The sequence below is a fragment of the Marivivens aquimaris genome (assembly GCF_015220045.1).
GTDB classification, from domain to species: domain Bacteria; phylum Pseudomonadota; class Alphaproteobacteria; order Rhodobacterales; family Rhodobacteraceae; genus Marivivens; species Marivivens aquimaris.
On record NZ_JADBGB010000001.1, the window covers coordinates 1,302,551 to 1,328,739 of the forward strand.

29 protein-coding genes are annotated in these 26,189 nt (G+C 62.1%); 10 read left to right on the top strand and 19 right to left on the bottom strand.

The annotated features are described in order from the left end of the window. The first annotated feature begins 153 nt into the window (after positions 1–153). The 6 genes from IF204_RS06465 (at position 154) to IF204_RS06490 (ending at position 6,424) form a co-directional block, all read left to right on the top strand. Entirely contained in the window at positions 154–783 is a 630-nt protein-coding gene (locus tag IF204_RS06465) for a helix-turn-helix domain-containing protein (protein WP_194095562.1), read from the top strand. A 73-nt stretch (positions 784–856) separates the two neighbouring features. Continuing rightward, positions 857–2,449 carry an ABC transporter substrate-binding protein gene (locus IF204_RS06470; protein WP_194095564.1) on the top strand — a complete coding sequence of 531 codons (1,593 nt, stop codon included), beginning with the start codon at positions 857–859 and terminating at the stop codon, positions 2,447–2,449. Between the two features lie 137 nt (positions 2,450–2,586). Then, positions 2,587–3,594: an ABC transporter permease subunit gene (locus IF204_RS06475; RefSeq protein ID WP_194095566.1), complete on the top strand. Its 1,008-nt coding sequence runs from the start codon at positions 2,587–2,589 to the stop codon at positions 3,592–3,594. Next, on the top strand, positions 3,594–4,487 hold the full coding sequence (locus IF204_RS06480) for an ABC transporter permease subunit (RefSeq protein ID WP_194095568.1): 894 nt from the start codon (positions 3,594–3,596) through the stop codon (positions 4,485–4,487). Before IF204_RS06475 ends, IF204_RS06480 begins: the two co-directional genes overlap by 1 nt. 3 nt (positions 4,488–4,490) lie before the next feature. Then, positions 4,491–5,468 (top strand): ABC transporter ATP-binding protein, encoded by a 978-nt coding sequence (locus IF204_RS06485; RefSeq protein WP_167638201.1) that lies wholly within the window; start codon positions 4,491–4,493, stop codon positions 5,466–5,468. Further along, on the top strand, positions 5,465–6,424 hold the full coding sequence (locus tag IF204_RS06490; RefSeq protein ID WP_194095569.1) for a dipeptide ABC transporter ATP-binding protein: 960 nt from the start codon (positions 5,465–5,467) through the stop codon (positions 6,422–6,424). The genes IF204_RS06485 and IF204_RS06490 overlap by 4 nt, the downstream gene beginning before the upstream one ends. Here IF204_RS06490 and IF204_RS06495 read toward each other — a convergent pair. After that, the gene (locus IF204_RS06495; protein ID WP_194095570.1) at positions 6,394–7,278 is read right to left on the bottom strand and encodes a DMT family transporter; all 885 of its coding nucleotides are present in this window, start codon (positions 7,276–7,278) and stop codon (positions 6,394–6,396) included. The two genes, IF204_RS06490 and IF204_RS06495, sit on opposite strands and share 31 nt — an antisense overlap. 127 nt (positions 7,279–7,405) lie before the next feature. Between IF204_RS06495 and IF204_RS06500 the strand changes: the two genes are divergently transcribed. Continuing rightward, a complete protein-coding gene (locus IF204_RS06500) occupies positions 7,406–7,834 on the top strand; it encodes a c-type cytochrome (protein ID WP_194095571.1) in 429 nt (142 codons plus the stop codon). A 33-nt stretch (positions 7,835–7,867) separates the two neighbouring features. On the opposite strand, the gene IF204_RS06505 is transcribed toward IF204_RS06500, so the two are convergent. Next, the gene (locus IF204_RS06505; RefSeq protein WP_194095572.1) at positions 7,868–8,659 is read right to left on the bottom strand and encodes an alpha/beta fold hydrolase; all 792 of its coding nucleotides are present in this window, start codon (positions 8,657–8,659) and stop codon (positions 7,868–7,870) included. Between the two features lies 1 nt (position 8,660). Beyond that, the gene (locus tag IF204_RS06510) at positions 8,661–9,239 is read right to left on the bottom strand and encodes a nuclear transport factor 2 family protein (protein WP_194095573.1); all 579 of its coding nucleotides are present in this window, start codon (positions 9,237–9,239) and stop codon (positions 8,661–8,663) included. Positions 9,240–9,338: 99 nt separating this feature from the next. Here IF204_RS06510 and IF204_RS06515 point away from each other — a divergent pair, with 99 nt between their 5' ends. Both IF204_RS06515 and IF204_RS06520 read left to right on the top strand, forming a co-directional pair. Further along, on the top strand, positions 9,339–10,217 hold the full coding sequence (locus IF204_RS06515) for a LysR family transcriptional regulator (protein ID WP_194095574.1): 879 nt from the start codon (positions 9,339–9,341) through the stop codon (positions 10,215–10,217). Positions 10,218–10,253: 36 nt separating this feature from the next. Further along, entirely contained in the window at positions 10,254–10,889 is a 636-nt protein-coding gene (locus tag IF204_RS06520; RefSeq protein ID WP_194095575.1) for a glutathione S-transferase, read from the top strand. A gap of 33 nt (positions 10,890–10,922) precedes the next feature. Here the strand turns inward: IF204_RS06520 and IF204_RS06525 are convergent, their stop codons facing one another. The 6 genes from IF204_RS06525 to IF204_RS06550 form a co-directional block, all read right to left on the bottom strand. Then, positions 10,923–12,428 carry a fumarate hydratase gene (locus tag IF204_RS06525; protein ID WP_194095594.1) on the bottom strand — a complete coding sequence of 502 codons (1,506 nt, stop codon included), beginning with the start codon at positions 12,426–12,428 and terminating at the stop codon, positions 10,923–10,925. A gap of 101 nt (positions 12,429–12,529) precedes the next feature. Then, on the bottom strand, positions 12,530–13,330 hold the full coding sequence (locus IF204_RS06530; RefSeq protein WP_194095596.1) for an HpcH/HpaI aldolase/citrate lyase family protein: 801 nt from the start codon (positions 13,328–13,330) through the stop codon (positions 12,530–12,532). A 3-nt stretch (positions 13,331–13,333) separates the two neighbouring features. Beyond that, entirely contained in the window at positions 13,334–14,077 is a 744-nt protein-coding gene (locus IF204_RS06535) for a glucose 1-dehydrogenase (RefSeq protein WP_194095598.1), read from the bottom strand. Positions 14,078–14,079: 2 nt separating this feature from the next. Then, positions 14,080–14,499 (bottom strand): ester cyclase, encoded by a 420-nt coding sequence (locus IF204_RS06540; RefSeq protein ID WP_194095600.1) that lies wholly within the window; start codon positions 14,497–14,499, stop codon positions 14,080–14,082. A 34-nt stretch (positions 14,500–14,533) separates the two neighbouring features. Further along, the gene (locus IF204_RS06545; protein WP_194095601.1) at positions 14,534–15,466 is read right to left on the bottom strand and encodes a glutathione S-transferase family protein; all 933 of its coding nucleotides are present in this window, start codon (positions 15,464–15,466) and stop codon (positions 14,534–14,536) included. A 60-nt stretch (positions 15,467–15,526) separates the two neighbouring features. Further along, positions 15,527–16,672 carry a CaiB/BaiF CoA transferase family protein gene (locus IF204_RS06550; RefSeq protein ID WP_194095604.1) on the bottom strand — a complete coding sequence of 382 codons (1,146 nt, stop codon included), beginning with the start codon at positions 16,670–16,672 and terminating at the stop codon, positions 15,527–15,529. 116 nt (positions 16,673–16,788) lie between these two features. Here IF204_RS06550 and IF204_RS06555 point away from each other — a divergent pair, with 116 nt between their 5' ends. Beyond that, positions 16,789–17,727, top strand: coding sequence for a LysR family transcriptional regulator (locus tag IF204_RS06555; protein ID WP_194095606.1), 939 nt, complete (start codon positions 16,789–16,791; stop codon positions 17,725–17,727). Here IF204_RS06555 and IF204_RS06560 read toward each other — a convergent pair. From IF204_RS06560 to IF204_RS06605, 10 genes are all read right to left on the bottom strand, one after another. Continuing rightward, a complete protein-coding gene (locus IF204_RS06560; protein WP_194095607.1) occupies positions 17,724–18,119 on the bottom strand; it encodes a FixH family protein in 396 nt (131 codons plus the stop codon). The two genes, IF204_RS06555 and IF204_RS06560, sit on opposite strands and share 4 nt — an antisense overlap. Beyond that, complete coding sequence (locus IF204_RS06565) at positions 18,116–18,802, bottom strand: ABC transporter ATP-binding protein (protein WP_194095609.1); 687 nt, start codon at positions 18,800–18,802, stop codon at positions 18,116–18,118. The genes IF204_RS06560 and IF204_RS06565 overlap by 4 nt, the downstream gene beginning before the upstream one ends. Beyond that, positions 18,799–19,542: an ABC transporter ATP-binding protein gene (locus IF204_RS06570; RefSeq protein WP_194095611.1), complete on the bottom strand. Its 744-nt coding sequence runs from the start codon at positions 19,540–19,542 to the stop codon at positions 18,799–18,801. The genes IF204_RS06565 and IF204_RS06570 overlap by 4 nt, the downstream gene beginning before the upstream one ends. Further along, a complete protein-coding gene (locus tag IF204_RS06575; RefSeq protein WP_194095613.1) occupies positions 19,527–20,417 on the bottom strand; it encodes a branched-chain amino acid ABC transporter permease in 891 nt (296 codons plus the stop codon). The genes IF204_RS06570 and IF204_RS06575 overlap by 16 nt, the downstream gene beginning before the upstream one ends. 3 nt (positions 20,418–20,420) lie before the next feature. Further along, the gene (locus IF204_RS06580; RefSeq protein ID WP_194095615.1) at positions 20,421–21,305 is read right to left on the bottom strand and encodes a branched-chain amino acid ABC transporter permease; all 885 of its coding nucleotides are present in this window, start codon (positions 21,303–21,305) and stop codon (positions 20,421–20,423) included. A gap of 17 nt (positions 21,306–21,322) precedes the next feature. Then, the gene (locus tag IF204_RS06585; RefSeq protein ID WP_194095617.1) at positions 21,323–22,042 is read right to left on the bottom strand and encodes an ABC transporter ATP-binding protein; all 720 of its coding nucleotides are present in this window, start codon (positions 22,040–22,042) and stop codon (positions 21,323–21,325) included. Beyond that, the gene (locus IF204_RS06590) at positions 22,035–22,802 is read right to left on the bottom strand and encodes an ABC transporter ATP-binding protein (protein ID WP_194095619.1); all 768 of its coding nucleotides are present in this window, start codon (positions 22,800–22,802) and stop codon (positions 22,035–22,037) included. The genes IF204_RS06585 and IF204_RS06590 overlap by 8 nt, the downstream gene beginning before the upstream one ends. After that, positions 22,802–23,725, bottom strand: coding sequence for a branched-chain amino acid ABC transporter permease (locus IF204_RS06595; protein WP_194095620.1), 924 nt, complete (start codon positions 23,723–23,725; stop codon positions 22,802–22,804). Before IF204_RS06595 ends, IF204_RS06590 begins: the two co-directional genes overlap by 1 nt. Before the next feature lie 12 nt (positions 23,726–23,737). Beyond that, complete coding sequence (locus tag IF204_RS06600; protein ID WP_194095622.1) at positions 23,738–24,628, bottom strand: branched-chain amino acid ABC transporter permease; 891 nt, start codon at positions 24,626–24,628, stop codon at positions 23,738–23,740. Positions 24,629–24,715: 87 nt separating this feature from the next. Next, positions 24,716–25,903 carry an ABC transporter substrate-binding protein gene (locus tag IF204_RS06605; protein ID WP_194095624.1) on the bottom strand — a complete coding sequence of 396 codons (1,188 nt, stop codon included), beginning with the start codon at positions 25,901–25,903 and terminating at the stop codon, positions 24,716–24,718. Positions 25,904–26,189 lie beyond the last annotated feature (286 nt).

Below are 26,189 nucleotides of genomic sequence, written 5' to 3' on the forward strand. Positions count from 1 at the left end.
GCGATGAAATTCTCGAAAAAGCCGCCTAAACGGGCGGCTTTTTTGTTTGACGACACGGAAGGTTGAAACATTTCTACACATCAGGTTGACTGCTTGGTTAAATCTATGTGACAATTTTGGTGACAGTAAAATTTGTTTACTCAATCGGACCTGATGAGCTCACCCACACCTGCCAATCCTGCACTCGCGCTCGGCGGCCTGCTCCGCAAGCGCCGCAAACAGATGGAACTCACTCTCAAGGTCCTTTCGGACCGTGCGGGTGTATCCGCCGGTTATCTGAGCCTGATCGAACGCGACATGGCGGTGCCTTCGCTGGGTACGCTGGCGCAGCTCGCGGATGCGCTCGACGTGTCCATCGACTACTTCGTCAAATCCACGAAACCCGCCGATGCGCTCAGCCGCGCCTCTGGCCGCGAAAAGTTCTCCATCGCGGGATCGTCGATCACCTACGAGGCCCTGAGCAACGACTATCCGGGGTCCGAGATCTCCAGCTACATCATGCATGTGCCGGCCAACTACACGTCGGAGACGGTGTCGCATGAGGGCGAAGAGATCATCTACATTCTCGAAGGCACCATCGAGCAGACGCTCGACGGGCAGACCTTCACGATGACCGCCGGTGACAGCCTGCACTACAGCGGAACCGTTCCGCATTCGTGGGCGAACCCGTCGGACAACGAAGCCAAGATTTTGTGGTCGGGACGCTTAACTGTCCTGAACGCAAGCGGCACCCGCAAGGTGCCACCCTCGAACCGCCCCCAGATTGTGGGCGCGGGCAACTAAGATTCCGCTTAAAACGGATGATTTTCGGCGCAACGTCGCCGCAACACATGAAGTCAACAAGGAGGTTGATGAAATGAAATTCAAGACAACTCTGCTGGGCATGACCGCAGCAATGGCGCTGAGCGCCGGCGCAGCTTCGGCTCAAGCTCTGGTCTACTGCTCGGAAGGTTCGCCGGAGGGCTTTGACGCCGCTCTGTACACCTCGGGCACCACTTTCGACGCCTCGTCGAAGCCGATCTACAACCGTCTGGTCGAATTCGAAGTCGGCACCACCGAAGTGAACCCGGCTCTGGCCGAAAGCTACGAAGTGTCGGAAGACGGCCTGTCCGTGACCTTCCACCTGCGTGAAGGCGTCAAGTTCCACTCGAACGACCAGTTCACACCGACCCGCGATTTCAACGCTGACGACGTGATCTTCTCGTTCGACCGTCAGGGCAACCCGGACAACCCGTACAACGGCGTTTCGGGCGGTTCGTGGGAATACTACTCGGCCATGTCGATGCCCGACCTGATCGAGTCGATCGAAAAGGTCGACGACTACACCGTCGTCTTCCACCTGACCCGTCCGGAAGCGCCGTTCATGGCGAACATGGCAATGGACTTCGCGTCGATCGTTTCGAAAGAATACGCAGACGCAATGATGGAAGCCGGCACGCCGGAAATGCTGAACCAGGCGCCGATCGGCACCGGTCCGTTCAGCTTCCAGGCTTACCAGAAAGACGCCGTCATCCGTTACGTCCGCAATGACGACTACTGGGGTGATGCGGCCAAGGTCGAAGCTCTGATCTTCGCGATCACGCCGGACGCTTCGGTTCGCTACCAGAAGGTTCAGGCTGGCGAATGCCACGTCATGGCCTACCCGAACCCCGCTGACGTCGAAGCGATGCAGTCGGACGAAGGCGTTGAAGTCATGCAGCAGGAAGGCCTGAACGTTGGCTACCTCGCATACAACACCAACGTGGCTCCCTACGATAACCCGAACGTCCGTAAGGCGCTCAACATGGCTATCGACAAGCAGGCCATCATCGACGTCGTATTCCAGGGCTCGGGCCAGATCGCTAAGAACCCGATCCCGCCGACCATGTGGTCCTACAACGACGCCGTTGAAGACGACGCCTACGATCCGGAAGCCGCAAAGGCCATGCTGGAAGAAGAAGGCGTGACCGACCTCGACCTGAAGATCTGGGCAATGCCGGTACAGCGTCCGTACAACCCGAACGCTCGCCGTATGGCCGAACTGATGCAGGCCGACTTCGCTGAAATCGGCGTCGACGTCGAAATCGTTTCGTACGAATGGGGTGAGTACCTCGAGCGTTCGAAGGACATGGACCGTGACGGTGCTGTTCTGCTCGGCTGGACCGGCGACAACGGTGATCCGGACAACTTCCTCGCAGTTCTTCTCGGCTGTGACGGCGTTGGCGGTTCGAACCGCGCCCAGTGGTGCTACGAGCCGTTCGACGATCTGATCCAGGAAGCAAAGACCATTTCCGATCAGGACGAGCGCGCTGCAATCTACGAAGAGGCACAGACCATCTTCAAAGAGCAGGCTCCGTGGGCAACTATCGCTCACTCGGTCGTTTACATGACCATGCGTCCGGAAGTTGACGGCTACGTCATCGACCCGCTCGGCGGCCACTACTTCAACGCGGTTGGCCTGTCCAACTAAGCGTTTTCCAAATCAACCGAACCGGCGCTATCCAGCGCCGGTTCCCTTATTTGCGAGGGACGGATGGCAGCTTCAATGCCGCACGTTAACCCCATGAAAAGACTGATCAATCAAATCACAGACATGAAGGTGCCGACGTGCTGAAATACCTCGCCTCCCGTCTGCTCACATTCGTGCCGACCTTTATCGGCGTGACCCTGATTTCCTTTGCTTTCATCCGCGTACTGCCGGGCGATCCGATTATCGTCATGGCGGGCGAACGCGGGATGAGCGAAGAGCGATATGCCGAACTGACCACGCAATACGGCTTTGACCGTCCGATGCTGGCCCAGTTCTGGGACTACCTGACCGGCGTGCTCCAAGGTGACCTTGGGACATCCTTCGTGACGAAAAAACCGGTCTGGGACGAGTTCTTTACCCTGTTCCCCGCCACGCTCGAACTGTCGCTCTGCGCGATGATCTTCGCGATCCTGATCGGCCTCCCCGCAGGCGTGATCGCCGCTGTGAACCGCGGCAAGTTCTTCGACCGTGCGCTGATGTCGACCGCCCTCGTGGGCTACTCGATGCCGATTTTCTGGTGGGCACTGCTCCTGATCATCGTGTTCTCGGGCAACCTGCAATGGACGCCTGTATCGGGCCGCATCGGGCTGCAATACTATTTCCCGAACGCCACGGGCTTCATGATCTGGGACGCCATCGCGTCCGGCCAGAGCGGCGCGCTGTCGTCCGCCATTCGCCACCTGATATTGCCGACCATCGTGCTGGGCACCATCCCGCTCGCGGTGATCGCGCGTCAGACCCGTTCAGCGATGCTCGAAGTGCTGGGCGAGGATTACATCCGCACCGCCCGCGCCAAGGGCATGTCGCCCCGCCGCGTCAACGCGATCCACGCGCTGCGTAACGCGCTGATCCCCGTGATCACCGTGATCGGCCTGTCGGTCGGTACGCTGCTCGCCGGTGCGATCCTGACCGAGACCATCTTTAGCTGGCCGGGTATCGGCAAGTGGATGGTCGATAGCATCTTCCGCCGCGACTACCCCGTCGTTCAGGGCGGCCTGCTGCTCATCGCCGTGATGGTGATGGTCGTGAACCTGACTGTCGATGTCCTCTATGGCATCATCAACCCCAAGATCCGGAAACGCTGATGACTGATACAGCACAAAGCGCACCCAAGCGCCCGAGCGCCCTCCGCGAGTTCTGGTACTATTTCCGCGAAAACCGCGGGGCTGTCATCGGCCTCTACGTCTTCGGCTTTTTCCTGCTCGTCGCGGCGCTCTCGCCGATTATCGCCCCTTACGACTCCACGCAGCAATTCCGCGACCACATCCTCCAGCCGCCGGCATGGAGCGAAGGTGGTTCGTGGGACTTCCCGCTGGGCACCGACCCGCTGGGTCGTGACATGCTCTCGCGTCTGATCGAAGGCGCGCGTTATTCGTTCTTCGTTGGTGTGGTCGTTGTGACCATCGCGTCCTTCGGTGGCATCATCATCGGTCTGATCGCAGGTTTCGCGCCGCGCTGGCTCGACACCATCATCATGCGCATCATGGACATCGTTCTGGCGTTCCCGTCACTGCTGCTGGCGCTCGTGCTGGTGGCGATCCTCGGGCCGTCACTGATCAACGCCATGGTCGCCATCGCGATCGTGCTCCAGCCGCACTACGTCCGCCTCACCCGCGCCGCCGTGCTGTCGGAAAAGCAGAAGGACTACGTGACCTCCGCCCGCGTTGCCGGTGCTGGCCGTATGCGCCTGATGTTCAAAACCGTTTTGCCGAACTGCCTTGCGCCGATCATCGTTCAGGCCGCGCTGTCGTTCTCGACCGCGATCCTCGACGCCGCCGCGCTCGGCTTCCTTGGCATGGGTGCACAGCCGCCGACGCCCGAATGGGGCACCATGCTGGCCGAAGCCCGCGAGTTCATCCTGCGCGCATGGTGGGTCGTGACCTTCCCCGGCGTGGCGATCCTCATCACCGTGCTGGCGATCAACCTGATGGGCGATGGTCTTCGTGACGCACTCGACCCGAAACTGAAAAGGAGCTGATCCATGAGCCTCCTTCGTATCCGTAACCTCAGCGTCGAATTCCAGACCGCCTCGGGCATGTTCCGTGCCGTGGACGGTGTGGATCAGGACGTTGCCGCAGGCGAAATCCTCGCCATCGTGGGCGAATCCGGCTCGGGTAAATCCGTGTCGATGCTCGCGCTGATGGGGCTGCTGCCGTGGACCGCGAAAGTCACCGCGGACGAGCTGACCTTTGACGGGCATGACCTCTTGAACATGGGCACGCGCGAACGTCGCCGCATCGTGGGCAAAGACCTCGCGATGATCTTCCAAGAGCCGATGTCCTCGCTCAACCCCTGTTTCACCGTGGGTTGGCAGATCAAGGAAGCGCTGCGCATTCACCTTGGGATGGGCCGCGCCGAGCGTCACAAGCGCGCCATCGAGCTGTTCGAACAGGTGGGCATCCCTGCCCCAGAAAAGCGCCTCTCCTCCTTCCCGCACCAACTGTCGGGCGGTATGAACCAGCGCGTGATGATCGCGATGGCGATTGCCTGCCGTCCTAAACTGCTGATCGCGGACGAGCCGACCACCGCGCTCGACGTGACCATTCAGGCGCAGATCCTCGACCTGCTGACTTCGCTGCGCGAGGAAAGTGGCATGGGCCTCGTTCTGATTACGCACGACATGGGCGTTGTGGCCGAAACGGCAGAGCGCGTGAGTGTCCAGTACGCCGGTCAGAAGATCGAAGAGCGCCAAGTGGGCGACCTGTTCCGCACGCCGCACCATCCCTACGCCGCCGCCCTTCTGGACGCGCTGCCGGAGCGTGCGACGGAAAAGCGTCTCCCGACGATCCCGGGCGTCGTGCCGGGCCAGTTCGACCGCCCCGAAGGCTGCCTGTTCAGCCCGCGTTGCCAGTTCGCTGACGACCACTGCCGTGCTGTCGAACCCGCACCGCGCGGACCAGAACTGGGCTATGCCCGCTGCCACTACCCCCTCAACACTGACCAAAGGAAAGTGTCATGAGCCAAGCCCCCGTTATGACCGCTGAAAACCTCGCACGTCATTACGAGGTCGGTGGTGGTCTGTTCCGCAAGCCGCAAGTGCTGAAGGCCGTGCAGCAGGTCGACTTCGAACTCTACGCCGGCAAAACGCTGGCCGTAGTGGGCGAATCCGGTTGCGGTAAGTCGACCCTCGCGCGTCTTGTCACTATGATCGAAGAGCCGACCCTTGGCTCGCTGAAGCTCGACGGTAAGGACGTTCTGCCCCAGCACTGGGCCTCGCTGCGCCAGTCGGTGCAGATCGTGTTTCAGGATCCCTACGGTTCGCTGAACCCGCGTCAGCGCATCGGGCAGATCCTGATAGAGCCGCTGATCATCAACCGCCCCGACATGTCCAAAAAGGACCGCGAGGAAAAAGCCCGCGAGATGATCCGTCTCGTCGGTCTGCGCCCCGAGCACTTCGACCGCTACCCGCACATGTTCTCGGGCGGTCAGCGCCAGCGTATCGCCATCGCGCGCGCGTTGATGCTGGAGCCCAAAGTACTGGTCCTCGACGAGCCCGTTTCCGCGCTCGACCTGTCGATCCAGTCGTCGGTTCTGAACCTGCTGATCGACATTCAGGAACGCATGGGCCTCGCCTACCTCTTCATCAGCCACGACCTGAGCGTGGTGAAGCACGTCGCTGACGATGTGATCGTGATGTACCTCGGCCGCGCGGTCGAGAAAGGCACGAAAGAGGAAGTCTTCGGCAACCCGCGCCACCCCTACGCGAAGGCTCTGCTCTCCGCGACGCCGGTGGCCGATCCCGAACTGCGCAAGGAACGGATCAAGCTGACGGGCGAGTTGCCCTCACCGCTGGCCGTCCCGCCGGGTTGTGCGTTTGCCCCGCGCTGCTGGAAGGCGCAGGACAAGTGCCGTGCGGAGACGCCGAAGCTCGACGCTGGCGAACATCAGGCGGCCTGCTTCTTCCCCGAGGGCTGAAGCGACACCACGATACCGGCCAAGGTAATCAGGACCGCGCCGATCAGACCCCAGTGGTCCGGCGCGGTGTTGAACAGAACCAGATCGAAGCCCAAGGCCCAAATCAGGCCCGTGAATTCAAAAGGTGCGAGCGTCGATACCGGCGCTCGCGCTTGCGCTTCTACCGCCGCGATATGGCCCGCACCGCCCAAAAGGCCGGCGAGGCATAGCAGGGTCAAAGTGCCCGTATCCGGCACTGACCAGCCGAATGGCAAGGTCAGCAGACCCACCACCGAACAGACGACCGCGAACCAGAACGCGATGGTCGATGGCCGCTCGGTTGCGGTCATGTTCTTGATGTGGACGCGCACGAACGCCATCGTCACCGCATAACCGATCCCCGCCATCGCACCGATGACAGCGCCTTCGCCCGGCATTTCCATCGCCTGCCAGAGCATCGCGACCACGCCGCCAAAGCCCAAGGCAACTGCCACGATCAGCCGCGGCCCCAGCTTTTCCCGCAGCATCCACGACGCCATCGGCAGCGTGATCACCGGCGCGAGGTAGGCCAGCGCCTGCGCGTTAGCGACCGGCAGATAAGCAAGCGAGATGAACGACAGCGCCATCGAGAACGCCCCGAACAGCCCGCGCGTCAGGTGGAGGCGCGGGTAGCGCGTGCCGATGGCTTTGGGGAATTCGGCCTTCCACGCCATGTAGGCGCATATGGGAAGCAGCGCGATGAACGACCGCCAGAAGATAATCTGGCCGACCGATACGGTTTCTGCCGCGCCGTGAACGACGGCGGACATGCCGGTCATCAGGAACACGGCGAACAGCCGCAGCCCGATACCGGACAAAGGAGAATCGTTACTCATAAGGATACTGTTAGCGCTATCAGCGTGCCACACAACCCATTCGTTCGGCCTGCGCGATCTTTTTACGTGACCGTCGCAAAACTCCGCTTAGAATGTTACGGTCCGCACGAATGCCATTGGAGATCTTATGAAGTACGTTCTGCCCGCCCTCGCCGCCATCGTCACTGCGACCGCTGTTTTCGCTCACGGTGGCGTCACCGATCCGGTCGTCCTTGCCCGTATGGAAGCGATGAAGCGCATCGGCGGCAACGTGAAAGTCATCGGCGACATGGCCAAGGGTGAAGCCGCGTTCGACGCCAATGCCGTCCAGACCGCGCTGAACGCCATTCAGGCCGAAGCCGCTGAAATCCCTGCATATTTCGAACAGCAGGTCATCGTCGACGGCTCCGAGGCACTGCCCGCCATCTGGCAGAACTGGGACGATTTCGTCGCGAAGTCGAGCGATCTGGAAGTAGCGGCAGGGAGCCTGAATGTCGGTTCTGCCGATGACCTTGGCGCCGCACTGCAACAGATCGGCGGCGCCTGTGCGGGCTGCCACAAAACCTACCGCGAATAAGCGAAAAGGCCCGCAGTTCGCGGGCCTTTCCTTTTAAAGCACGTCGGCGGTGATTTTCCGGAAAGCCTCAGCAAATTCGGGCGCTTGGCTGACGTAGCCGATGTGATGACCCGGCACGACGGCCAGCTCGCACGGCATGGTCTTCGCGATGTAGCGAGCGGTTTCGGCGTAATAGGCGTCGCCGCTCTGATCGCCCGCGAGCATCACCACCGGAATGGCGTTCGATTTCAGTAGCGCCAGATCGGGTTTGAAGCTGTTGATGACGCGGAATTCGTGGCGCAGGAAACGGTCGTGCGTGCTCTCGGACTGGTCGCCCGGATGGGCCGCAACGCCAAGGCCGACGGTCTCGCTCATAAACAGTTTCATCGCAGGCAGCGCGCCATCGGTGTCGAACGTGTCTTTCACCTTGATGAAAAACTCGCGCCATTTGGTTGCCTCCGGTTCGGGCAGAATTTCAGTCACGGGCGGCTCGTGCACCAGCAATTGCTTCACAATTTCAGGGTGTTGCTCACCAACGTTCAGAGCGATCACGGCACCCGCGCTGCTGCCGAACACAATCGCGGGGCCCATACCGACCTCATCGATCACGGCCTTCACATCGCGTGCGGCCTGCTTCAGGTCAAGCGCGGCATCGGCGTCACCGGTGCTTTCGCCAGCGGCGCGGCGGTCGATGCGTACGACGGTAAAGTCGTCCTTCAGCGCCATCATCAGCGGGGTGTAGCGGACGCTTTCGCCGTTGCCGCCAGGGATCAGGACAACCAGCGGACCGGAGCCCATTTGCGTGTAGGCGATCTTTGCGCCTTCGTTTTCAACGTAGTTCGTCATGTCAGACCTCTTCATTGAGCCAGACGTCAGCGTCCGACCGGATTTTAGTTTCAAGGGAGGAGAAGCGCGTAGGGAACGTCCCTTCGACGGGATAGCCCGCGACCGTCAGTAGATAGGCGAGCGGCGCATATTCGGTGGGATGCGCGTCCACCATGCGCCAGTCGATATCAACAGGCCCGCGCGGGTAGTCGAAACTGGAGATGTCGTAGCTGCAATGGCGCTCGACAATGCCCCAACGCCCGCCGCGCTTTTCGACGCGGTCCAGCATCCGCCCGTGCGACGTCGCTCCGAGGTGCAGCGTTTTGTGCTGCCCGACGATCATCACCGGCGTTTCGACAAAGGCACGGTTACCGCGCATGGTGATCATCGGCGCACCGATCACGTGGCGGCTCGTCAGATCGCTGGACCCCATCCTGCGCGATCCGGCGACAAACTCCGCCGCGGTGCCTTTGAACCAAGTGATTTCGATAGTTGCGTCATCATGGAAGAGCGCCGCGAGGTTGTCCCAGCGGCCCAGATCCCGATGCAGCCAGCCGTTCATCAGCTGGGCGATTTCGGTTCTGTCTTCGAGAGTGGTCATTGTGTCGTCTCCTTTGATCAGAGATGTAGTGACACGCGGTTCATATTTGAAATACAATGATCTGATTGATTGATAACTAACGCTGATCAGTGAGAACCCATGGACCTGCGGCAACTGCGCTATTTTCTGACCGTGGCGGACGAATGCCACTTTGGTCGCGCGGCGGAGAAGCTGCATATCGCGCAGCCTGCTTTGTCGATGCAGATCAAAGCGCTGGAGGAAAACCTCGGCGGGCCGCTGTTCACCCGCACCACGCGGCGGGTCGAATTGACCGACGCGGGCCGCACGCTGGTGCCCGAAGCGCGGCGCATCCTGTCGATGGTGTCGCACGCGGATGATGTGACCCGTAGCTCTCTGCGCGGCGATATGGGGCAGATCCGCATCGGTTTTGTCGGCAACGCGGTGCTGAGCGGCATCCTTGTCGAGGACCTGCGGGCCTTCCGCAAAGCGCATCCCAAGGTCGAGATTACGCTCGCCGAGGCGGCACCGAAAGCCCTCCGTGACGGCCTTCAATCGTCGGAGATCGACGTCGCCTATATGTCCTTTCCGGGGAGCGAGCCTGACCTTCAGGCGTTGCCCGTGCAGAAATCCACCGTGGTCGCCGCTATGGCAGTCGATCACCCGCTGACGGCCGTGGACGAGTTGACGCTCAAAGACCTCTCAGGCGTGGACCTGCTGCTCTACGGGGCAGAGATGGACGGTATGCTCGAAGGGCTCGGCGCGCACGGATACACGCCCGCGATGGTGCACAAACTGCCTTCGACGCTCGCCATCATCGCCGCGGCGGCGGCGGGTATGGGCGTTGCGCTGGCGCCTGAACAGGCCGAACAACTCGGCGTACCGGGTTTGGCGTTCAGACCAATCCCCGAACTCAGCAAAGAAGCCTCGCTGTTCATGCTCCACCGCAAACGCGAAACCAAAGGCGCGACGATGGCCTACATCCGCGAAGCGCAGGCCAGACAGAAGGCCGCTAAATAGTTTTCCAATCGCGCGGGGCTGCCCTACATAGGCCGCATGACTGATACGCTCCCGATCCTCTGGTCCTTCCGCCGCTGCCCTTACGCCATGCGCGCCCGCCTTGCTGTGCTGAGTTCCGGCGTGCAGGTGGAACTGCGGGAAATCTTGCTGCGCGACAAACCCGAGGCGTTCCGCGCGACCTCTCCGTCCGCCACGGTGCCGTGCATGAAGGACGGCGATCAGGTGCATGACGAGAGCTTTGACATCATGATCCACGTTCTGCGGCAGAGTGATCCCGAGGGGTTGCTGGATATGCCGGACGATGGGTGGGAGCTGATCCGCACCAATGACGGACCGTTCAAGGACGCGCTCAATCACACGAAATATGCGGTGCGCTATCCCGACCTCGACCCGATTGCGGAGCGCCATAAGGCCGTGCAGCACCTCATGGGTGTGAATGACATGCTGGGGGACCAGCTGTGGCTCTATGGCGAGCGCCCGACGATAGCCGACCTCGCCACCCTGCCCTTTGTCCGCCAGTTCGCGAATATCGACCGTGACTGGTTCGATGCGCAGGACTGGCCCGCGCTCAAGGCCTGGCTGGTGCGTTTTACGGGCAGCGACCGCTTTGCTGCGATTATGCCGAAGTTCACCCCATGGAAAGAAGGCGACGCGCCCGTTCTGTTCGGCTGAAACGAAAAGCCCCGCCGAAGCGGGGCTGATCGGTTAAGCCAGTTGCGGCATCCGCTTCCATTGCGCGGGGCCGGTTTTGTGGACCGAGTTGCCCTCGCTATCGACGGCGACGGTCACGGGCATATCCTCGACCCGCAGCTTGTAGATCGCTTCCATACCGAGGTCTTGGAACGCGACCGGCTCCGCCTCGCGGATCGCTTTGGACACGAGGTACGCCGCGCCGCCGACCGCAATCAGGTAGGCCGCCTTGTGCTTCTTGATCGCCTCGATGGCTTCCGGCCCGCGCTCCGCCTTGCCGATCATGACCTTGAGGCCCGTGTCGGTCAGAATGCGGTCGGTGAATTTGTCCATGCGGGTGGAGGTCGTCGGACCGGCGGGCCCGATGACTTCGTCGCCGACGGCATCGACGGGGCCGACGTAGTAGATCGCGCGGCCTTTGAGGTCGACGGGCAGTTCCTCGCCCGCGTCCAGCATCGACACCATGCGTTTGTGCGCCGCGTCGCGGCCGGTGTACAGCGTGCCGCTCAGCAGCAGCGTCTCGCCCGGGGTCAGGGTCGCGATGTCGGCGTCGGTCAGCGTGTCGAGGTCGAGGCGGCGCGCACCGGCACTGGCCTTGTCGAGCAGAATTTCCGGCCAGTCCGACAGGTTCGGCGGGGTCAGACGTGCGGGGCCGCTACCGTCGAGCGTGAAGTGGACGTGGCGCGTGGCGGCGCAGTTCGGGATCAGACCGACAGGGAGTGAGGCCGCGTGGGTCGGGAAGCTGCGGACCTTCACGTCGAGCACCGTGGTCAGGCCGCCAAGGCCCTGCGCACCGATCCCCAGCGCGTTGACGCGCTCGTAGATTTCGATCCGCAGCTCTTCGGTTTTGTCTTTCGGGCCGCGGCGCAGCAGGTCCTGCATATCCAGCGCGTCGTTCAGCGACTGCTTCGCCATTAGCATCGCTCGGTCGGACGAGCCGCCCACACCAATACCCAGTACACCCGGCGGGCACCAGCCAGCGCCGAGCGTCTCGACTGTGTTCACAACCCAATCGGCGACCGAGGCCGAGGGGTTCAGCACGGTGAACTTGGCTTTGTTCTCGGAACCGCCACCCTTGGCCGACACGTGGACGGAGACGTTCTCACCCTCGACCATCGAGATGTGCAGCATCGCAGGCGTGTTGTCGCCCGAGTTCTTGCGGGTGCCGAACGGATCGACGACCACAGAGGCGCGCAGCGGGTTGGTGTCGGCGGCGTAAGCGCGGCGGGTCGCCTCGTCGACAACGTCTTGCAGAGGACGCGACAGTTGAAGCTGCGCTTTGTGGCCGATCTCGATAAAGACATTGGCCGTGCCCGTGTCCTGACAGATCGGACGCTTGCCAATCGCCGCCATCCGCGAATTCACGAGGATCTGCGCCATCGCGTCTTTCGCGCCCTTGCTTTCCTCGCGGTCGTAGGCAGCTGACATCGCGCGGATAAAGTCGCTCGGGTGGTAGTAGGACACGAATTGAAGGGCTTCTGCGATGCTTTCCAGCAGATCGTCTTCGCGGATCACGGTCATAGATTTCTCCGTCAGTGTGGCGGCAATAACTGCGTACACGCTTGCAACGTGAGCACCTGAAATGTCACGCAAGCATCGGGATAGGTTAGCGAAAACAGCCCTTAGCGTATAGTGGCGAGTATCCGCCGTGCGGCATCTTCGACCGGTTTGTCCACCATGCGGCCATCGACCGTGATCGCGCCGCTTCCTCCCGACGTCACCGCATCGATGACCTTTTGCGCCCAGTTTGCCTCTGCTTCGGTCGGCAGGAAGGCCGCAAGGGTCGGCTCCACCTGCTTGGGATGGATCAGAAGCTTGCCGCCGAACCCGTAGCTACGCGCCTTGGCTGCGTCGGCCTCTACCGCGTCTTCGGTGAGTTCGGGTGTCACACTGTCGATGGGCGCGCCAGCACCGCAGACGCGCGACCGCCAGACGATCTGTTGACGGATCAGCGTGAGCGCGTCCCAGTCGGTCGAGGTACCCAGGTCGAAGGCAAAGTCGAGGTGCCCGAAGGCCACGCGGCGCACGCCGTCCGCCCGCAAGATGTCGTCGATCTGGTCGAGGCCAAGCGCGGTTTCGATCTGCGGAACAACCTCGATCTCGCGCCCGATGGCGCGGCGCAGGGCAGCGACGTCATCGGCACTTTCGGCTTTGGGAAACATCACCCCCGCCGCACCCGTCGCCGCAACCGCCGCAATATCGTCCGCGTAGAACGGCGTGGTCACGGGGTTGATGCGGACAACGACGCGCGACCAGTCGAGGTCGGCGGCCTTCAATGCCTCTCGGGCGGTAGGTTTGGCATCGGGCTTCACCGCGTCCTCAAGGTCGAGGATCACGCGATCCGCACCCGCCGCCATTGCCTTGGCAAAGCGGTCGGGACGGTCGGCAGGCACGAACAGATAGGTGATCGGCAGCAGTTCCATGGCTCAGACCGTTCGGCCTCCGTCGACTTCGAAAACGGTGCCGGTGATGAACTCCGCTTCGTCCGAAGCGAGGTAGAGGCACGCATTCGCGATGTCCTGCGGTTCAGACATACGGCCCAACGGGATCGTCGCGATGAACTTGGCGCGATTTTCGGGCGTGTCGGGAATACCCATGAACGACTCCAGCAGCGCGGTCGCACCGATCACAGGCGCGACGCAGTTAACGCGGATGCGGTCGGGAGCCAGTTCGACAGCCATGGATTTCGACAAGAGATTCACCGCTCCCTTGGTCGAGTTGTACCACGTCAGCCCCGGACGCGGGCGTATGCCTGCGGTGGAGCCGATGTTAATCATCACGCCGCCGCCCTGCCCGCGCATCACAGGCACTGCAGCGCGGCTCATGTGAAAGATCGAGCGGACGTTGATGTCATAGAGGCGGTCGAACTCCGCTTCGGTAACGTCCAGCATCGGCTTGTTGCGATGCGTCCAGCCTGCGTTGTTCACCACGATATCGAGCGCGCCACCGTGAGCGACTGCGCCTTCGACGGCGGCACTGATATCGCCCGATTTGGTGACGTCACCGGCGACCGAATGGCCGCCGAATTCGGACGCGATCGCAGCCGCACCCTGACCGTTGAGGTCCATGATCGTGACCTTGGCACCTTCGCGCGCGAAGGTGCGTGCGATGGCGGCTCCGAAACCGGAAGCGCCACCTGTCACGAGAGCGGATTTTCCTGCCAGACGCATGATCACAGCATCCCGATCTGCTGTTGCAGACCGATGTTGTCGATGGCGGGCCATTGTTCGGCAATCATGCCGTCTTCCATGCGGAAAAAATCGAGCACGGCGACGTCGAAACGCTTGCCGGTCGCCTGATGGTCCCCGAACGCGCCCGAGTGGACGCCGCGGAATTGCAGGCGGATCAGCACCTTGTCGTCTTCAGCGATGCAGTCCTGAATATCGAGCTCGATTTCGGAGAACGCGCCGAGCAGCACGTCACCGAGCTTCATCACGCCATCGGGGCCGACGACCGCGAACGGCAGCGTGGTGTCGCGGCGCACGTAGGTGGTGGCGACATTGGCGTCGAGCCAAGCGCGGTCCTGGGTCGCGAAGGCTTTGAAGTAGTCTTTGGCGCGCTGCTTGTTTGCAGCGATGGTTTCAGCGGTCATTTCGGTCTCCTCCTCCGGAAATTCAGGCTGCGGATTAGTCGGCGGCTTCCACCGGCAGGGTTTCGAAACCTGCGCGCGGGAAGTGGATGTGCACGGTGCCCGCCTCGGCGGTCTCGCGGCTGATGACGATCTCTTGCGCGTTCGCCGCGACCAGAGTGCCCTCGACCGGAACGCGGGCATTGTCGTCCGGCGTCACGGTGACAAGCGTGCCGACGGTCAGGCCCGACGCGTCGTCATGCGTGATGGCAACGTCGGCAGGCGCAGCGGCCTTTGCAACGGAAATCGCGTCGTCGGGCGTGATCTCGGTCTGGTTGCCGTGGCCGACAGAGGCGATACGGTCCATCCACGCGGTGACGTCAGCCGACAGGCGCAGTTGCGTGTCGATACCTTCCGCACCGCAGTTGGCGCGCAGCAGCCACAGCGAATGATAGCATGTAATGTCAGCGGCAGAGAGCGCATCGCCCGTGAGATAGTCCTTGCCCGCCAGCATCGACGAAAGCCAGCCCGCAAATGCGGTCATCTGCTGCACGTAGACCGGCAGCATCGGGGCCATGGCTTCTTTGGACATATCGTAGCCGAGGTAGTGATCCTTGCGGTCGGCCAGAAACTCGGGCGGCAGGTGCTCACCGATGTAGTCTACCAGAACGCCGATCGCGGGCTTCCACGTCGCGCGGTCCCACCAGAGCGACAACGCCTTGGAGATGCCTTCACCCGTCGGATAGAGCGACGGCGCGGGCGCAAGACGTTCAAGCACGTCGAAGATCATCGCGCTATCGCAATAGATGTCTGCGCCGATCTGGAGCACGGGCACACGGCGGTAACCGCCCGTCAGCGCGTTCAGCAGCGGGCGCGGCGGCACGGCGTCCACCTTCACCGATTTCCAGTCGATACCCTTGTAACCCAGAGCAAGGCGGATCTTCTCCGAGAACGGCGACAGATCGTAGTGGTGCAGAATGACGTCGGACATGGTTTCCTCCCCTGACATGTGCCGAATGAAAACGAGGGCGAAGACCGCCCCCGCCCTTAATTATTTCGAAGCTGCGGCGAGCGTTTTCGGCCCGAATTCCGCCCGCAGCGTGTCGTCGTGCTGACCGAGGTCAGGGACAGGACGGAACAATACGGCCTCGCCGCGAACGACTGCGCCGGGTGACAGCATCTCGATCTTGCCCGCGCCCGTGGTGACGGTGATCAGGCGGTTCTGCGGATGCTCGAGCAGGTCGTCGAGGTCGCTCAGTCGGCCAAAGGCAATCGCCGCGGCGTTGAGGCGTTCGATGATCGCTTCACGCTCCATCCCCGCGAAAATCTCGGCCACTTGCGCATCAAGCTCAGGACGGTTCGCGACGCGCAGCGTGTTGTTAACGTAGCGCGGATCGGTCGCCAGTTCGGGCATCTGCAGCACGTCCGCACACAGGCGTACCCACTCCCGCTCGTTCTGGATCGAGATGAGCACTGCCTTGCCGTCCGCGCACTCGAACGCACCGTAGGGCGCGATCGTCGGATGCTTGAGGCCGAGCCGCTTCGGGGGCTTTTTGCCGTACCGCGTCTGCAAGTAAGGCACGTTCATCCAGTCCGACATCGCATGGAACAGCGAGACGTCGATGATCCGGCCCTTGCCGCTGCGTTCGCGGGCGAAGAGACCCTGCAGGATGGCTTGGAACGCCGTCATGCCAGCCGCAATATCGCAGACCGATACGCCAACGCGGGCGGGGCTTTCCTCGCTTCCGTTAATCGCGCAAAGGCCGCTTTCCGCTTGGATCAGAAGGTCATATGCCTTCTGGTCGCGGTAGGGTCCGTCCTCGCCGTAGCCCGAAATCGAGCAGTAGATCAGCGCCGGATGGCGTTTGGTCATCTCTTCGGCGCCGAAACCCAATCGCGCCGCCGCACCGGGTGCGAGATTCTGGATGAATACATCGGCACCGGCGATCATCTCCGCCAGAAGGGCCTGATCGCTCGGGTCCTTCACATTCATGCGGATGGATTCCTTGCCGCGGTTCAGCCAGACGAAGTAGGCGCTCTCTCCCTGCACCAAGCTATCGTAATTGCGTGCAAAATCGCCTTCGGGGCGTTCGATCTTGATGACGCGCGCGCCTCCGTCCGCAAGGCGGCCCGATGCATACGGCGCGGCCACGGCTTGCTCCAGAGCGACAACTGTAAGGCCCTCAAGGTCCTGCATTTTGCTCCTCTCCCTCTCTATTCGAGAGAAACATTCCATGCAGAACAAAAATTCGGAAATATGCTCTTCCTCGCCTCACCAGAAGATTTTATTATAGCGGAGTTGGAGGTGCTTTGATGGACATTCGTCAAATTCGTTATTTTGTGGCCATCGCCGAAGAAGGCTCACTTTCCGCTGCCGCTCAGCGTGTAAACGTCGCGCAGCCCTCGCTCTCCCAGCACATCATCGCTGCCGAAAAAGAATTGGGCGTGAAGCTGTTCGAGCGTAGTCCGCGCGGCGTTATCCTCACCCAGTCAGGCGAGATTCTTCTGTCCCACGCGCGAGAAATTTTGCAGGCGCTCGACAATGCGATGGCCGCCGTGCGCAGTTCGGGCAACGAACCGCAGGGCGAAGTGACCTTCGGCCTTCCCAGCTCGATTGCCATGGTTCTGTCGGTTCCGTTGGCCGAAACCGTGCGTCTGGAATTGCCCAAGGTAAAGCTGCGGGTCGTTGATGCGATGAGCGGTTTCATCAAAACGTGGCTCGAAGACCAGTCCATCGACATGGGGATGCTCTACGACCTTGGGTCGGTCCGGCACCTCAGCCATCAGCAGCTCATGACCGAAGAGCTGAACTTCTTCTCGGCACCGGATTCGTGGCCTTTCGACAGCGAACCCGGATCGCCGGTACCGCTGTCCGAACTGGCAGAAGAAGAACTGGTTCTTCCGTCCCCGCACCATGGTCTTCGGGTGATGATCGACCGCTTCGCCCGTGCCCAAGGCGTGACGCTGAATGTCGCGACAGAGATGGACGGCCTCGGCCAGATCAAAACGCTCGTCGCGCGGGGCAGCGGCTACACGATTCTCGCGCCTGCCGCCGCTATTGATTTTGTCGAGCGGGGCGATCTCATCATGGCGCCGATCATCGAGCCGCAGATGGTCCGCCCCGTCTACATGGTCCGCAATCCGAGCAAGCCAATGACGCTTGCCTGTCAGGAAGTGCAGCGCATCACGATGGAAGTGATCCGCGACCTCAAGGAACGCGGCCTCTGGAAGTCAGTCGAAACCGAAGCCTAGTGCGTGTGCGCCATAGCGGGCATTTCGCCCTCGGCAGGGTTCAGCGCGACGTTCACCATCACCACATCGCGGCGCGGTTCGGTCATGTCGAGCCGCAGCATCCAGTCGCCGTACATCTCCACGTTCAGGACGACGTGATAGATCCCTTCGCCGCAGCCTTCGAGGGCGGGGATCGGCGAGATGTTATGCGCCATCGGCATTGAGGGCATCTCTGGTTTCACAGTGAAAACAGCCGGTTGCACGGGACTGCCTGCTTCGGTCAGCGTGATCATGCAGTTGAACTCGAGCGCGTTTTCCGACGGGTCGCACTCCGCTTCCGCTTTGATGCGGTCGGCAAAAGCGGGCAACGCGGCGAGCGTCACGGCGGCGGCAGCAATGGCGGTTTTGATCATGATGTGGCCCCTTGAAGCAGTGTATTTTCGATGGTGGTGATGTCGCCTGTAGGCACGATGCGGCCATGACGCAGGACGATGTGGTGGTCCGCAGCGGCGAGTGCGCGGTGGAGGTGCTGCTCGACCAGCAGAATGCCGAGGCCGTCCTGCTTCAGTTCCGCGATGATGCCGAAAACACGGTCTGTCGCGGCCGGTGACAGGCCGAGCGTGGGCTCATCCAGCAGCAGGTAACGCGGCGCAGCCATCAGCGCGCGCGCCACGGCAAGCATCGTCGCCTCACCGCCGCTGAGCGTTCCGGCCTTCTGGTTCAGGCGCTTGGCCAGTTCGGGAAAACGGGTGAGGACGCCCGTAGTGCGGGTCGCGATGTGGTTGCGGGCGACGCGCCCTGCCCCGAGCCGCAGCGTTTCAGCAACCGTCAGAGCGCCTGCCAGCACGCGGCCTTCTGGAACATAGCCAATGCTGCGCGGTTTGTGGGACGGCCAAACGGTCGTATCGGTGCCGTCGATGGTGATGTGTCCTGCAGTGGGCGCCTCCAACCCGAGGACCGCCCTCACGAGGCTGCTTTTACCTGCACCGTTTACGCCGACGACAGCCGTCACTTCTCCAGCACAAATGTCGAGCGACGCATCCTGAAGCGCTGCGATACGCCCGTAACTGACCGAGAGATTGCGCACAGAAATCATGCCACCTCTCCAAAATAGCTGCGGCGCACTTCGCGGGTATTCAGCACGTCAGCGAGCGGTCCGTCCGCGATTTTGCGCCCCGCGTCGAGCACCGCAACGCGGGAACACAAAGCTCCGATCAGCCCCATCTTGTGCTCGATCACAATAGCTGAGCGGTTCGGCAAAAGGTGCGCGGCGATGGTCGCCGTGATGCGGTCGGTTTCTGCAGGCGTCATCCCCGCTGCGGGCTCATCGAGCAGAACCAAAGAGGCATCCGCCGCGATGACCCGCGCGATTTCAAGGTGGCGGAATTCGACGAGCGTCAGGCTTTCGGGCATATCCCAAGCCTTCTCTGCCAAACCGAGGAGGCCAAGGATGCCAAGCAAGTCCTCGCGCTCGGCACGCTGTGAAGTACGGGTCTGCCAGACGGTTTCGCGCCAATGTGCACGCGCATGGCGTGCTGCGCGGATGTTCTCGAAAACGGACAGTCTCGAGGCGAATTGCAGGTTCTGGAAGGTCCGCGAGACGCCGGATTTAGCGATCTGCTCGGGGCGCCCAGGCAGGTCGCGTCCGTCCAGCAGGACTGAACCCTCGGCTTTAAAATTACCTGTCAACACGTTGAACAAACTAGTCTTTCCCGATCCGTTGGGTCCAATCAGCCCTACAACTTCTCCGGCGCCCACCGACAGGTCGACACCATCTAGCGCAGTCACGCCCCCGAAGCGGAGGGTCAGCCCCTTTACCTCTAGCGACGCAGCCATTTCTGCCACCTCCGCACGAGGGTTTCGTCCAGCAGGCCACGCGGACGCCAGATCAGGATAACCGCGACGAGGCCGCCGAAGACGATCATCCGGTAGCCCGCGAAAATCCGCAGCGTCTCCAGTGCACCTATGTCGATGAACACGCCGAGGATCGGGCCGAGCACCGTGCCGAGGCCGCCCATCAACCCATAAGACAGCGCGTGAACGCCGATCATGACCGAGAACTGCGCGGGCTCGATATAGGTCGCCATATGCGCATAAAGACCGCCGCCGATGGCCGCGATCGCGCCGGCAGCGGCGGCGGCAATGGTTTTGACACGGCTCGGCGATAGGCCCTGCATCGCGGCGAGTGTCGGGTTCTCTCCGACCAGCCGCAGGACAGCCATCCCGCGCGCGCGGGTGATCAGGGCGATGGCCGCGATGACCATCACCAACGCCGCGAGAATGATGCCGAGGTACTGACCCGCGCCGATACCAGCGTCATATACCCAGCGGATATCGCGGAAACCGTTCGCGCCGTCAGGGCCGGTCAGATAGCCGTCCACGTCACGCTGGTAGTGGATCACATTGAGCGACGCACGCAGCAGCTCGGCAAAGGCGAGCGTCGCGATGGCGTAGTGGAGGCCCGACAGCCGCAGGGTCACGCGGGCGACGATGGCGGCGACGATGGCTCCGGTCAGCGCACCCAGCAAGACGGCGAACACGAATGGCCACTGCCAGACGGCGGAGGCGATGCCGCTCGTGTAGGCGCCGATTGCGAAATACGCCTGCTGGCCGAAGCTGATTTCTCCGGCGACCAACAGCAGCCAAGCGGAGATCGCAAGGAACGAAAACAGCGCGATGTTCGACAGAACAGATATCGTGAAACCGTCCATGGCTCAGAGCCTCCGCGCGGTTTTGGCGGTGGCACGTCCCGTCAGGCCGTAGGGCAACAAAACGAGCGCAAGGAACAGCGTGGCGTAGACGACGATCTCGCGGCCCGCTGCACCGAGGAACCACTGGGACTGCGCTTCGACAACGCCGAGGACCAGCCCGCCGATGACCGCGCCGCGCAGGGAGCCCAGCCCGCCGATCACCATCGCGATCAGGCCCTTCAACGTGGCCCAGAGGCCGAATTTCGGTGTGATCTGGCCATCTGTCGCGGCGATCATGAAGCCCGCCGCGCCGCCGATGCACGCCGCCAGTAGAAACGTCAGAAACGCCACGCGGGCGACGTTGATGCCGGACACGCGTGCGGCCTCGGGGCTGTCGGACAGTGTGCGCAGTTCAAGACCGAAGAAGGTGCGCGTCAGCAGAAGATGCACTCCCAACAGAAGCACCGCCGCGACGACAGCCATGGCGAGGTATTCAGCGCGGATAAAGAAAGGACCGAAGTCGATGACGGACAAAGTGCCAATGCTCGGAAAGGCATAGGTCCGTCCCGGAAAGACGTGGGCGACGGCCTCCTCAAGCTGCATCGAGATGGCGAAACTCGACGCCATCGAGGCCAGCGCGGCGTTACCCTTGATCGCGGCGAAGGACAGTCGCTCGACATATGCCGAGGCGATCACCGCGCCCGCAATGGTCACGATGAGAACGGTAAGAATGCCGGAGCCGTGTTGGGAAAATCCGGCTCCGGCAAATACGCCGACCATGATGGACGGGCCGAACGTGATGTTCAGCCGCCCCATCACCCCGAAGATCAGCGTAAATCCAAGTGCAAGCAGGCCATAGGCATAGCCGGTCGCCAAACCGTCCAATGTGTTCTGGATCAGATCGACCACCGGCCCGTCCCTCTCGCTCAACTCGCTTTGCGTGCGCCGAGGTAAGCGCGCTGAATCAACTCGTCGTGGTCGACTTCGCCGGGCTGACCGCCGAAGGTCACGTGCCCCTGTTCGAGCAGGTAGAAGTGGTCCGCGTATTTCAGCGCCAGCGTCGCGTTCTGCTCCACGAGGAAGATCGTGCGGCCCTCGTCGCGCAGACCGCCGATGATCTCGAAGATTTCCTCGACGATGATGGGCGCGAGGCCGGTCGACGGCTCATCCATCAGCAGGATCTTCGGGCGGGCCATCAGCGCACGGCCCACGGCCAGCATCTGCTGTTCACCGCCCGACAGCGTGCCCGCCATCTGACCGGACCGTTCCCGCAGACGCGGGAAGCGTTGCAGAACGTCTTCGAGGTCGCGGGCGACGCCTTCCTTGTCCTTGAAGTAGGCGAACGCACCGGCGTGCAGGTTGTCGAGCACAGACATCTCCGGAAACACGAGGCGGTTTTCGGGGACGGTCACGACGCCCTTGGTGACGATGTTGTGGGGCTTCAACCCGACGAGTTCATCGCCGCCCATGTTGATCGAGCCCGCCTGCGCCTTGAGGATGCCTGCGATGGTCCAGATCAGCGTGGTTTTCCCTGCGCCATTCGGTCCGAGAAGACAGGTCAGCCCGCCTTCGCGAATGTCGAGCGACACGCCTTTAAGCGCGGCGATCTTGCCGTAGGAGGTGCGGACGTCACGGATGTTAAGCATCGGCGAGTTCCTTTTCGGAATGCGAGCTACCGAGGTAGGCAGCGCGGACATCGGGGTTGGCCTGAATATCTGCCGGACCGCCTTCGGCAATCTTGCGGCCGAAGTTCAGCACGGCGATGCGGTCGGAAATGCCCATGACGAGCTCCATCATGTGCTCGATCAGCAGAACGGTGACCCCGCGGTCGCGGACGGCGCGGATGCGCTCGGCTAGCAGTTGACCGTCTTCGAGGCTGGCACCTGCGGCAGGCTCGTCCAGCAGCAGAACGCGCGGATTAGAGGCCAGCGCACGGGCCATCTCCAGACGGCGCATTTCACCGAACGACAGGGCCGATGCGAGGTGGTCGCGCTTCGAGTAGAGCTGCGAGAACCGCAGCAATTCGTTGATATCCGCGCTCTGATCGCCGCCCGCTCTGAACCAGCGGGACATGAAGTGCTGACGGCGCTGCTCCATCCCGTTCTGCGCGACCCAGAGATTCTGCGCGACAGTGAGGTTCCCGAACAGACGGATGTTCTGGAACGTGCGGGCGACACCCATCGCGGTGCGTTCGTATTGCGCCATTGCGGTGAGGTCCTGCCCGTCCAGCATCACGCGGCCTGCGGTTACCGAATAGAGGCCGGTGATCAGGTTGACGGTCGTCGATTTGCCTGAGCCGTTGGGCCCGATCAGACCGAAAATCTCGCCTTCCTTAATCGTCAGGCTCACATCGTCGACGGCGCGGACGCCGCCGAAATGTTTAGAAAGTCCTTCGAGGGTCAGCATCAGTCGGCCTCGTTCAGTTTGTTCGCAGCAGCCGAACGGCGGCGCAGAAGTTGGGACAGACGCGGCATACGCTCGCCAAGGAGGCCCGTCGGGCGCAGGTTCATCGCGACAACGATGAGCGCACCGAACAGCAGGCTCCGCCAATCACCGAGAAAACGCAGACCTTCGACGAGGAAGCCTTGGACAAAGACCACAGCGATCAGCGTACCGAAGACGGAACCGAGGCCGCCGAGGATCGGGTAGGCTATCGCGAAGGTCGCCAGCAGGATGCCGAAGACGCCGTGCTCGATATGGGTGACGGTGTGGGCATAGATGCCGCCGCCAAGGCCCGCGATCGCGCCGCCGGCCGCCATTGCGCCGACCTTGATCGCTGTGAGGTTCAGACCGATCGACTGGGCTGCGGTTTCATCGTGACCCACTGCGCGCAGCACGGCCCCTGCACGGGTGTTATCGACCCAATAGAGCAGCGCCATCACCACAGCGACTACGGCCCAGATGAACATCGCCACATCAGCGGTATCCCAGCCGTTTTCGGGGAAGAAACGGATCGAACGGAAGCCCTCTGCCCCGTTCGGGCCAACCAGTTCGCCGGTGCGATCAATCTGCCAAGTGAGGTTGAAGAAGAACAGACGCACCATTTCGCCGAAAGCGAGCGTCGCTACGACGAGCATCAGGCCTTTGACGCGCAGCGCGGGGAAACCCACGAGGCAGGCCAGCGCGCCGGTCAGCACCGCAGCGATCAGGATCGCGGGCAGGATGTGCAGACCGAACATCGTGGTGCAAGCCGCCGCGAGGTATGCGCCTACCGCGTAGAAACCGGCCTGCGCCATCGACACCTGACCCGTCAGAAGCACGATATAGGCGGACAGACCGAGCAGCGTGTGGACGCCGAGGATCTGGAGAAGTCCGAGATAGAATTCCATTGTTTCCTCCGTTTAGTCGCGACCGGACACGGTGCCGAAAAGGCCGCCGGGACGCAGGATCAGGAACATGAAAAGCAGGAGCATGACGTAAATGTCGCGCTCGGTGACGCCGCGCAGCAGGAGGAACACGTTCTCTGCCGCACCAACCATCAGGCCGCCGATGATCGCACCGGGGATCGAGCCGAGGCCGCCGATCACCACAACGATGAGGCCCTTGGTGGTCAGACCCATCGCGATGACGGGCGAGAGAACTCCCACCGCCGCAGCGGTCATAGCGCCCGCCGTTCCGCCGAGGAGACCCGCGATGACAAAGGTCAACGCGTTCACACGCTCGGTCGGGACGCCGCAAAGCTGGGCAGCGCGCGGCTGTTGGGACACGGCGCGGGTCGCGAGGCCCAGAGGCGTGCGATAGAGCAGCCAGTAGAGGATACCCATCGCCGCGACGCAGATGCCGAAGACAAATAGAAGGTCTCCACGGATCCAGATATCACCGATGGTGATCTCGGCGTTTCTTAGAGCCGAGGGATAGGGGTACGGCATCCCGTGCGACAGGTGCACGACAAGCTCGTCGATAAAGAGCAACATACCGACCGAGGCCAGCAGCGATGCCATGGGATAACCGGACGGCGTGAAGCGGAAACAACCAAGGTAGACGATGTACCCGATAGCGCCCGCGCCGAGCGCGGAAACGAGGAACACCAGCACAGGCGGCAGCGGGACGGCGATGGAGGCCGCAAGTCCCACATAGGTTCCCGCCAGCGCGGCAGCGCCGTAGGCAAGGTTGAGTTTACGCATCACACCGAAAATCAGGGTGAAGCCGATCCCGATCAGCGCGTAGGTCGTCCCGAAAAGCAGGCCGTCCGTTAGCGACTGGATCAGGTCGATGAAGAAAAAATAATCCATAGCATGGGTCTCAGGTCTGGCGGCATCGCGAAGGATGCGGGCACCGGTCCGGAAAGGTGCGCCCTCTCCAGACCGGCGGTTTCAGAATCAGCTGTCCGGATTGTGGACGACTTCCCATGCGTCGCCGCTTGCGCTGACGAAGACGTAGGGCTTGATCGATTCACCTTCGGCGGTACGGCCGTTGGTACCGAGCAGACCTTCGACGGTTTCCATCGATGCCAGAGCGTCACGGATCTTGCGGCGGTCGGCTTCGAGCGATTCAGCGGTGCCGTCGATGTGGGCCGCGTTGATCACGTCGCGCAGGATCATGATGTTTTCCCAAGCCGCAGCCGAGTGCAGGTCGAGCGCGCCGCCCTTGGCAGCAACGGCATCAGCTGCCTCACGGGCCGCATCGTTGACCGGAGCGAAGCTGGTCGGGATGGTGAGGCCCTGCGCTTCGTTCGCGCAACCGGTCAGGGTTTCGAGCGACGACGACGAGGTCAGACCGACGAGCACTTCCGGTTCTACGCCCTGACGCGACATCTCGCGCAGCATACCGCAGGTGGTGAACGGGTGAGCCGAGATCGCGACGATATCCGGCTCGGCGCGGCGCATCGCACGGGCCTGGTTCGAGAAGTTGGTGTCGTTGACGAGCCACTGGGCTTCACCGACGACTTCGAAACCGTGGGCTTCGGCAGCGGTCTTCATGACCGAGTACCAAGTGAAGCGCGAGTGCGCGAAGTCTTCTTCGACGCCGCCGAAGATGGTCTTGGCTTCGGGGTGTTCGGCGCGGAGCCAAGCGAACAAGTCGTCGTACATCTTGGCTTCGGACGGGGTGTTACGGAATACCCACTCCGAGATGCCGGCCAGACCGCCCTTGATCGCCACGTCGGTGAAGATCGGGAACTGGAGGCCGGTGTCGCCGCCGTCGTCGATGTGCGCTTGCAGGATACCGAAGAGCGGCTCTGCAACGTTCGAGCAGGTCGGGCCAACGGCAACGACTGCATCGGTGGTGGCGATACGGCGCAGGACCGAGATGCCTTCTTCGGCGTTGCAGCGGTCATCGTAGTATTCGGTTTCGAGCATCGCGTGGCTGCCGTCAGCAAGCGTGACGCCGCCTTCAGCGTTCACTTTTTCGACTGCCGCAGCCATAGCCGCGCCCGAGTTCTGACCGAAAATACCGACAACGCCCGACGAGGCGCCGAAGCCGGCGATACGGATGGTGGTCTCTGCGGCGGCAGGAAGTGCGGCCGACAGGGCCAGTGCAGATACGGCTGCAAACTTGGCAAACTTCATGGTGGTCTCCTCCTCATAAACTGTCCCCGTGTCGCTTGTCTATGCTGCCCGAGCAGCGGCACGAGCGACCGGTTCCGAGGAGAGAGCCTCATTTCCATGTCGAATTCCAAATACGGAAAATACCTGCCAGCTAGCTGTTTTTCTTTTACCTTGCGCCACACACCCGCATGACGCACCCGCCTTCATATCTTAATGAAATAGCAAAACCTACCCTTTCGGATAGGATATTCTTCACTGCACTTTGCCGCTGGGTCACATATAGGTTTTTCATCTGATACCGAGACAC

Excerpts from the sequence above, each read along its gene's own strand:
- IF204_RS06465 (WP_194095562.1), top strand. The coding sequence starts at position 154 with ATGAGCTCACCCACACCTGCCAATCCTGCACTCGCGCTCGGCGGCCTG.
- IF204_RS06470 (WP_194095564.1), top strand. The coding sequence starts at position 857 with ATGAAATTCAAGACAACTCTGCTGGGCATGACCGCAGCAATGGCGCTG.
- IF204_RS06480 (WP_194095568.1), top strand. The coding sequence starts at position 3,594 with ATGACTGATACAGCACAAAGCGCACCCAAGCGCCCGAGCGCCCTCCGC.
- IF204_RS06485 (WP_167638201.1), top strand. The coding sequence starts at position 4,491 with ATGAGCCTCCTTCGTATCCGTAACCTCAGCGTCGAATTCCAGACCGCC.
- IF204_RS06490 (WP_194095569.1), top strand. The coding sequence starts at position 5,465 with ATGAGCCAAGCCCCCGTTATGACCGCTGAAAACCTCGCACGTCATTAC.
- IF204_RS06495 (WP_194095570.1), bottom strand. The coding sequence starts at position 7,278 with ATGAGTAACGATTCTCCTTTGTCCGGTATCGGGCTGCGGCTGTTCGCC.
- IF204_RS06500 (WP_194095571.1), top strand. The coding sequence starts at position 7,406 with ATGAAGTACGTTCTGCCCGCCCTCGCCGCCATCGTCACTGCGACCGCT.
- IF204_RS06505 (WP_194095572.1), bottom strand. The coding sequence starts at position 8,659 with ATGACGAACTACGTTGAAAACGAAGGCGCAAAGATCGCCTACACGCAA.
- IF204_RS06510 (WP_194095573.1), bottom strand. The coding sequence starts at position 9,239 with ATGACCACTCTCGAAGACAGAACCGAAATCGCCCAGCTGATGAACGGC.
- IF204_RS06515 (WP_194095574.1), top strand. The coding sequence starts at position 9,339 with ATGGACCTGCGGCAACTGCGCTATTTTCTGACCGTGGCGGACGAATGC.
- IF204_RS06520 (WP_194095575.1), top strand. The coding sequence starts at position 10,254 with ATGACTGATACGCTCCCGATCCTCTGGTCCTTCCGCCGCTGCCCTTAC.
- IF204_RS06525 (WP_194095594.1), bottom strand. The coding sequence starts at position 12,428 with ATGACCGTGATCCGCGAAGACGATCTGCTGGAAAGCATCGCAGAAGCC.
- IF204_RS06530 (WP_194095596.1), bottom strand. The coding sequence starts at position 13,330 with ATGGAACTGCTGCCGATCACCTATCTGTTCGTGCCTGCCGACCGTCCC.
- IF204_RS06535 (WP_194095598.1), bottom strand. The coding sequence starts at position 14,077 with ATGCGTCTGGCAGGAAAATCCGCTCTCGTGACAGGTGGCGCTTCCGGT.
- IF204_RS06540 (WP_194095600.1), bottom strand. The coding sequence starts at position 14,499 with ATGACCGCTGAAACCATCGCTGCAAACAAGCAGCGCGCCAAAGACTAC.
- IF204_RS06545 (WP_194095601.1), bottom strand. The coding sequence starts at position 15,466 with ATGTCCGACGTCATTCTGCACCACTACGATCTGTCGCCGTTCTCGGAG.
- IF204_RS06550 (WP_194095604.1), bottom strand. The coding sequence starts at position 16,672 with ATGCAGGACCTTGAGGGCCTTACAGTTGTCGCTCTGGAGCAAGCCGTG.
- IF204_RS06555 (WP_194095606.1), top strand. The coding sequence starts at position 16,789 with ATGGACATTCGTCAAATTCGTTATTTTGTGGCCATCGCCGAAGAAGGC.
- IF204_RS06560 (WP_194095607.1), bottom strand. The coding sequence starts at position 18,119 with ATGATCAAAACCGCCATTGCTGCCGCCGCCGTGACGCTCGCCGCGTTG.
- IF204_RS06565 (WP_194095609.1), bottom strand. The coding sequence starts at position 18,802 with ATGATTTCTGTGCGCAATCTCTCGGTCAGTTACGGGCGTATCGCAGCG.
- IF204_RS06570 (WP_194095611.1), bottom strand. The coding sequence starts at position 19,542 with ATGGCTGCGTCGCTAGAGGTAAAGGGGCTGACCCTCCGCTTCGGGGGC.
- IF204_RS06575 (WP_194095613.1), bottom strand. The coding sequence starts at position 20,417 with ATGGACGGTTTCACGATATCTGTTCTGTCGAACATCGCGCTGTTTTCG.
- IF204_RS06585 (WP_194095617.1), bottom strand. The coding sequence starts at position 22,042 with ATGCTTAACATCCGTGACGTCCGCACCTCCTACGGCAAGATCGCCGCG.
- IF204_RS06590 (WP_194095619.1), bottom strand. The coding sequence starts at position 22,802 with ATGCTGACCCTCGAAGGACTTTCTAAACATTTCGGCGGCGTCCGCGCC.
- IF204_RS06595 (WP_194095620.1), bottom strand. The coding sequence starts at position 23,725 with ATGGAATTCTATCTCGGACTTCTCCAGATCCTCGGCGTCCACACGCTG.
- IF204_RS06600 (WP_194095622.1), bottom strand. The coding sequence starts at position 24,628 with ATGGATTATTTTTTCTTCATCGACCTGATCCAGTCGCTAACGGACGGC.
- IF204_RS06605 (WP_194095624.1), bottom strand. The coding sequence starts at position 25,903 with ATGAAGTTTGCCAAGTTTGCAGCCGTATCTGCACTGGCCCTGTCGGCC.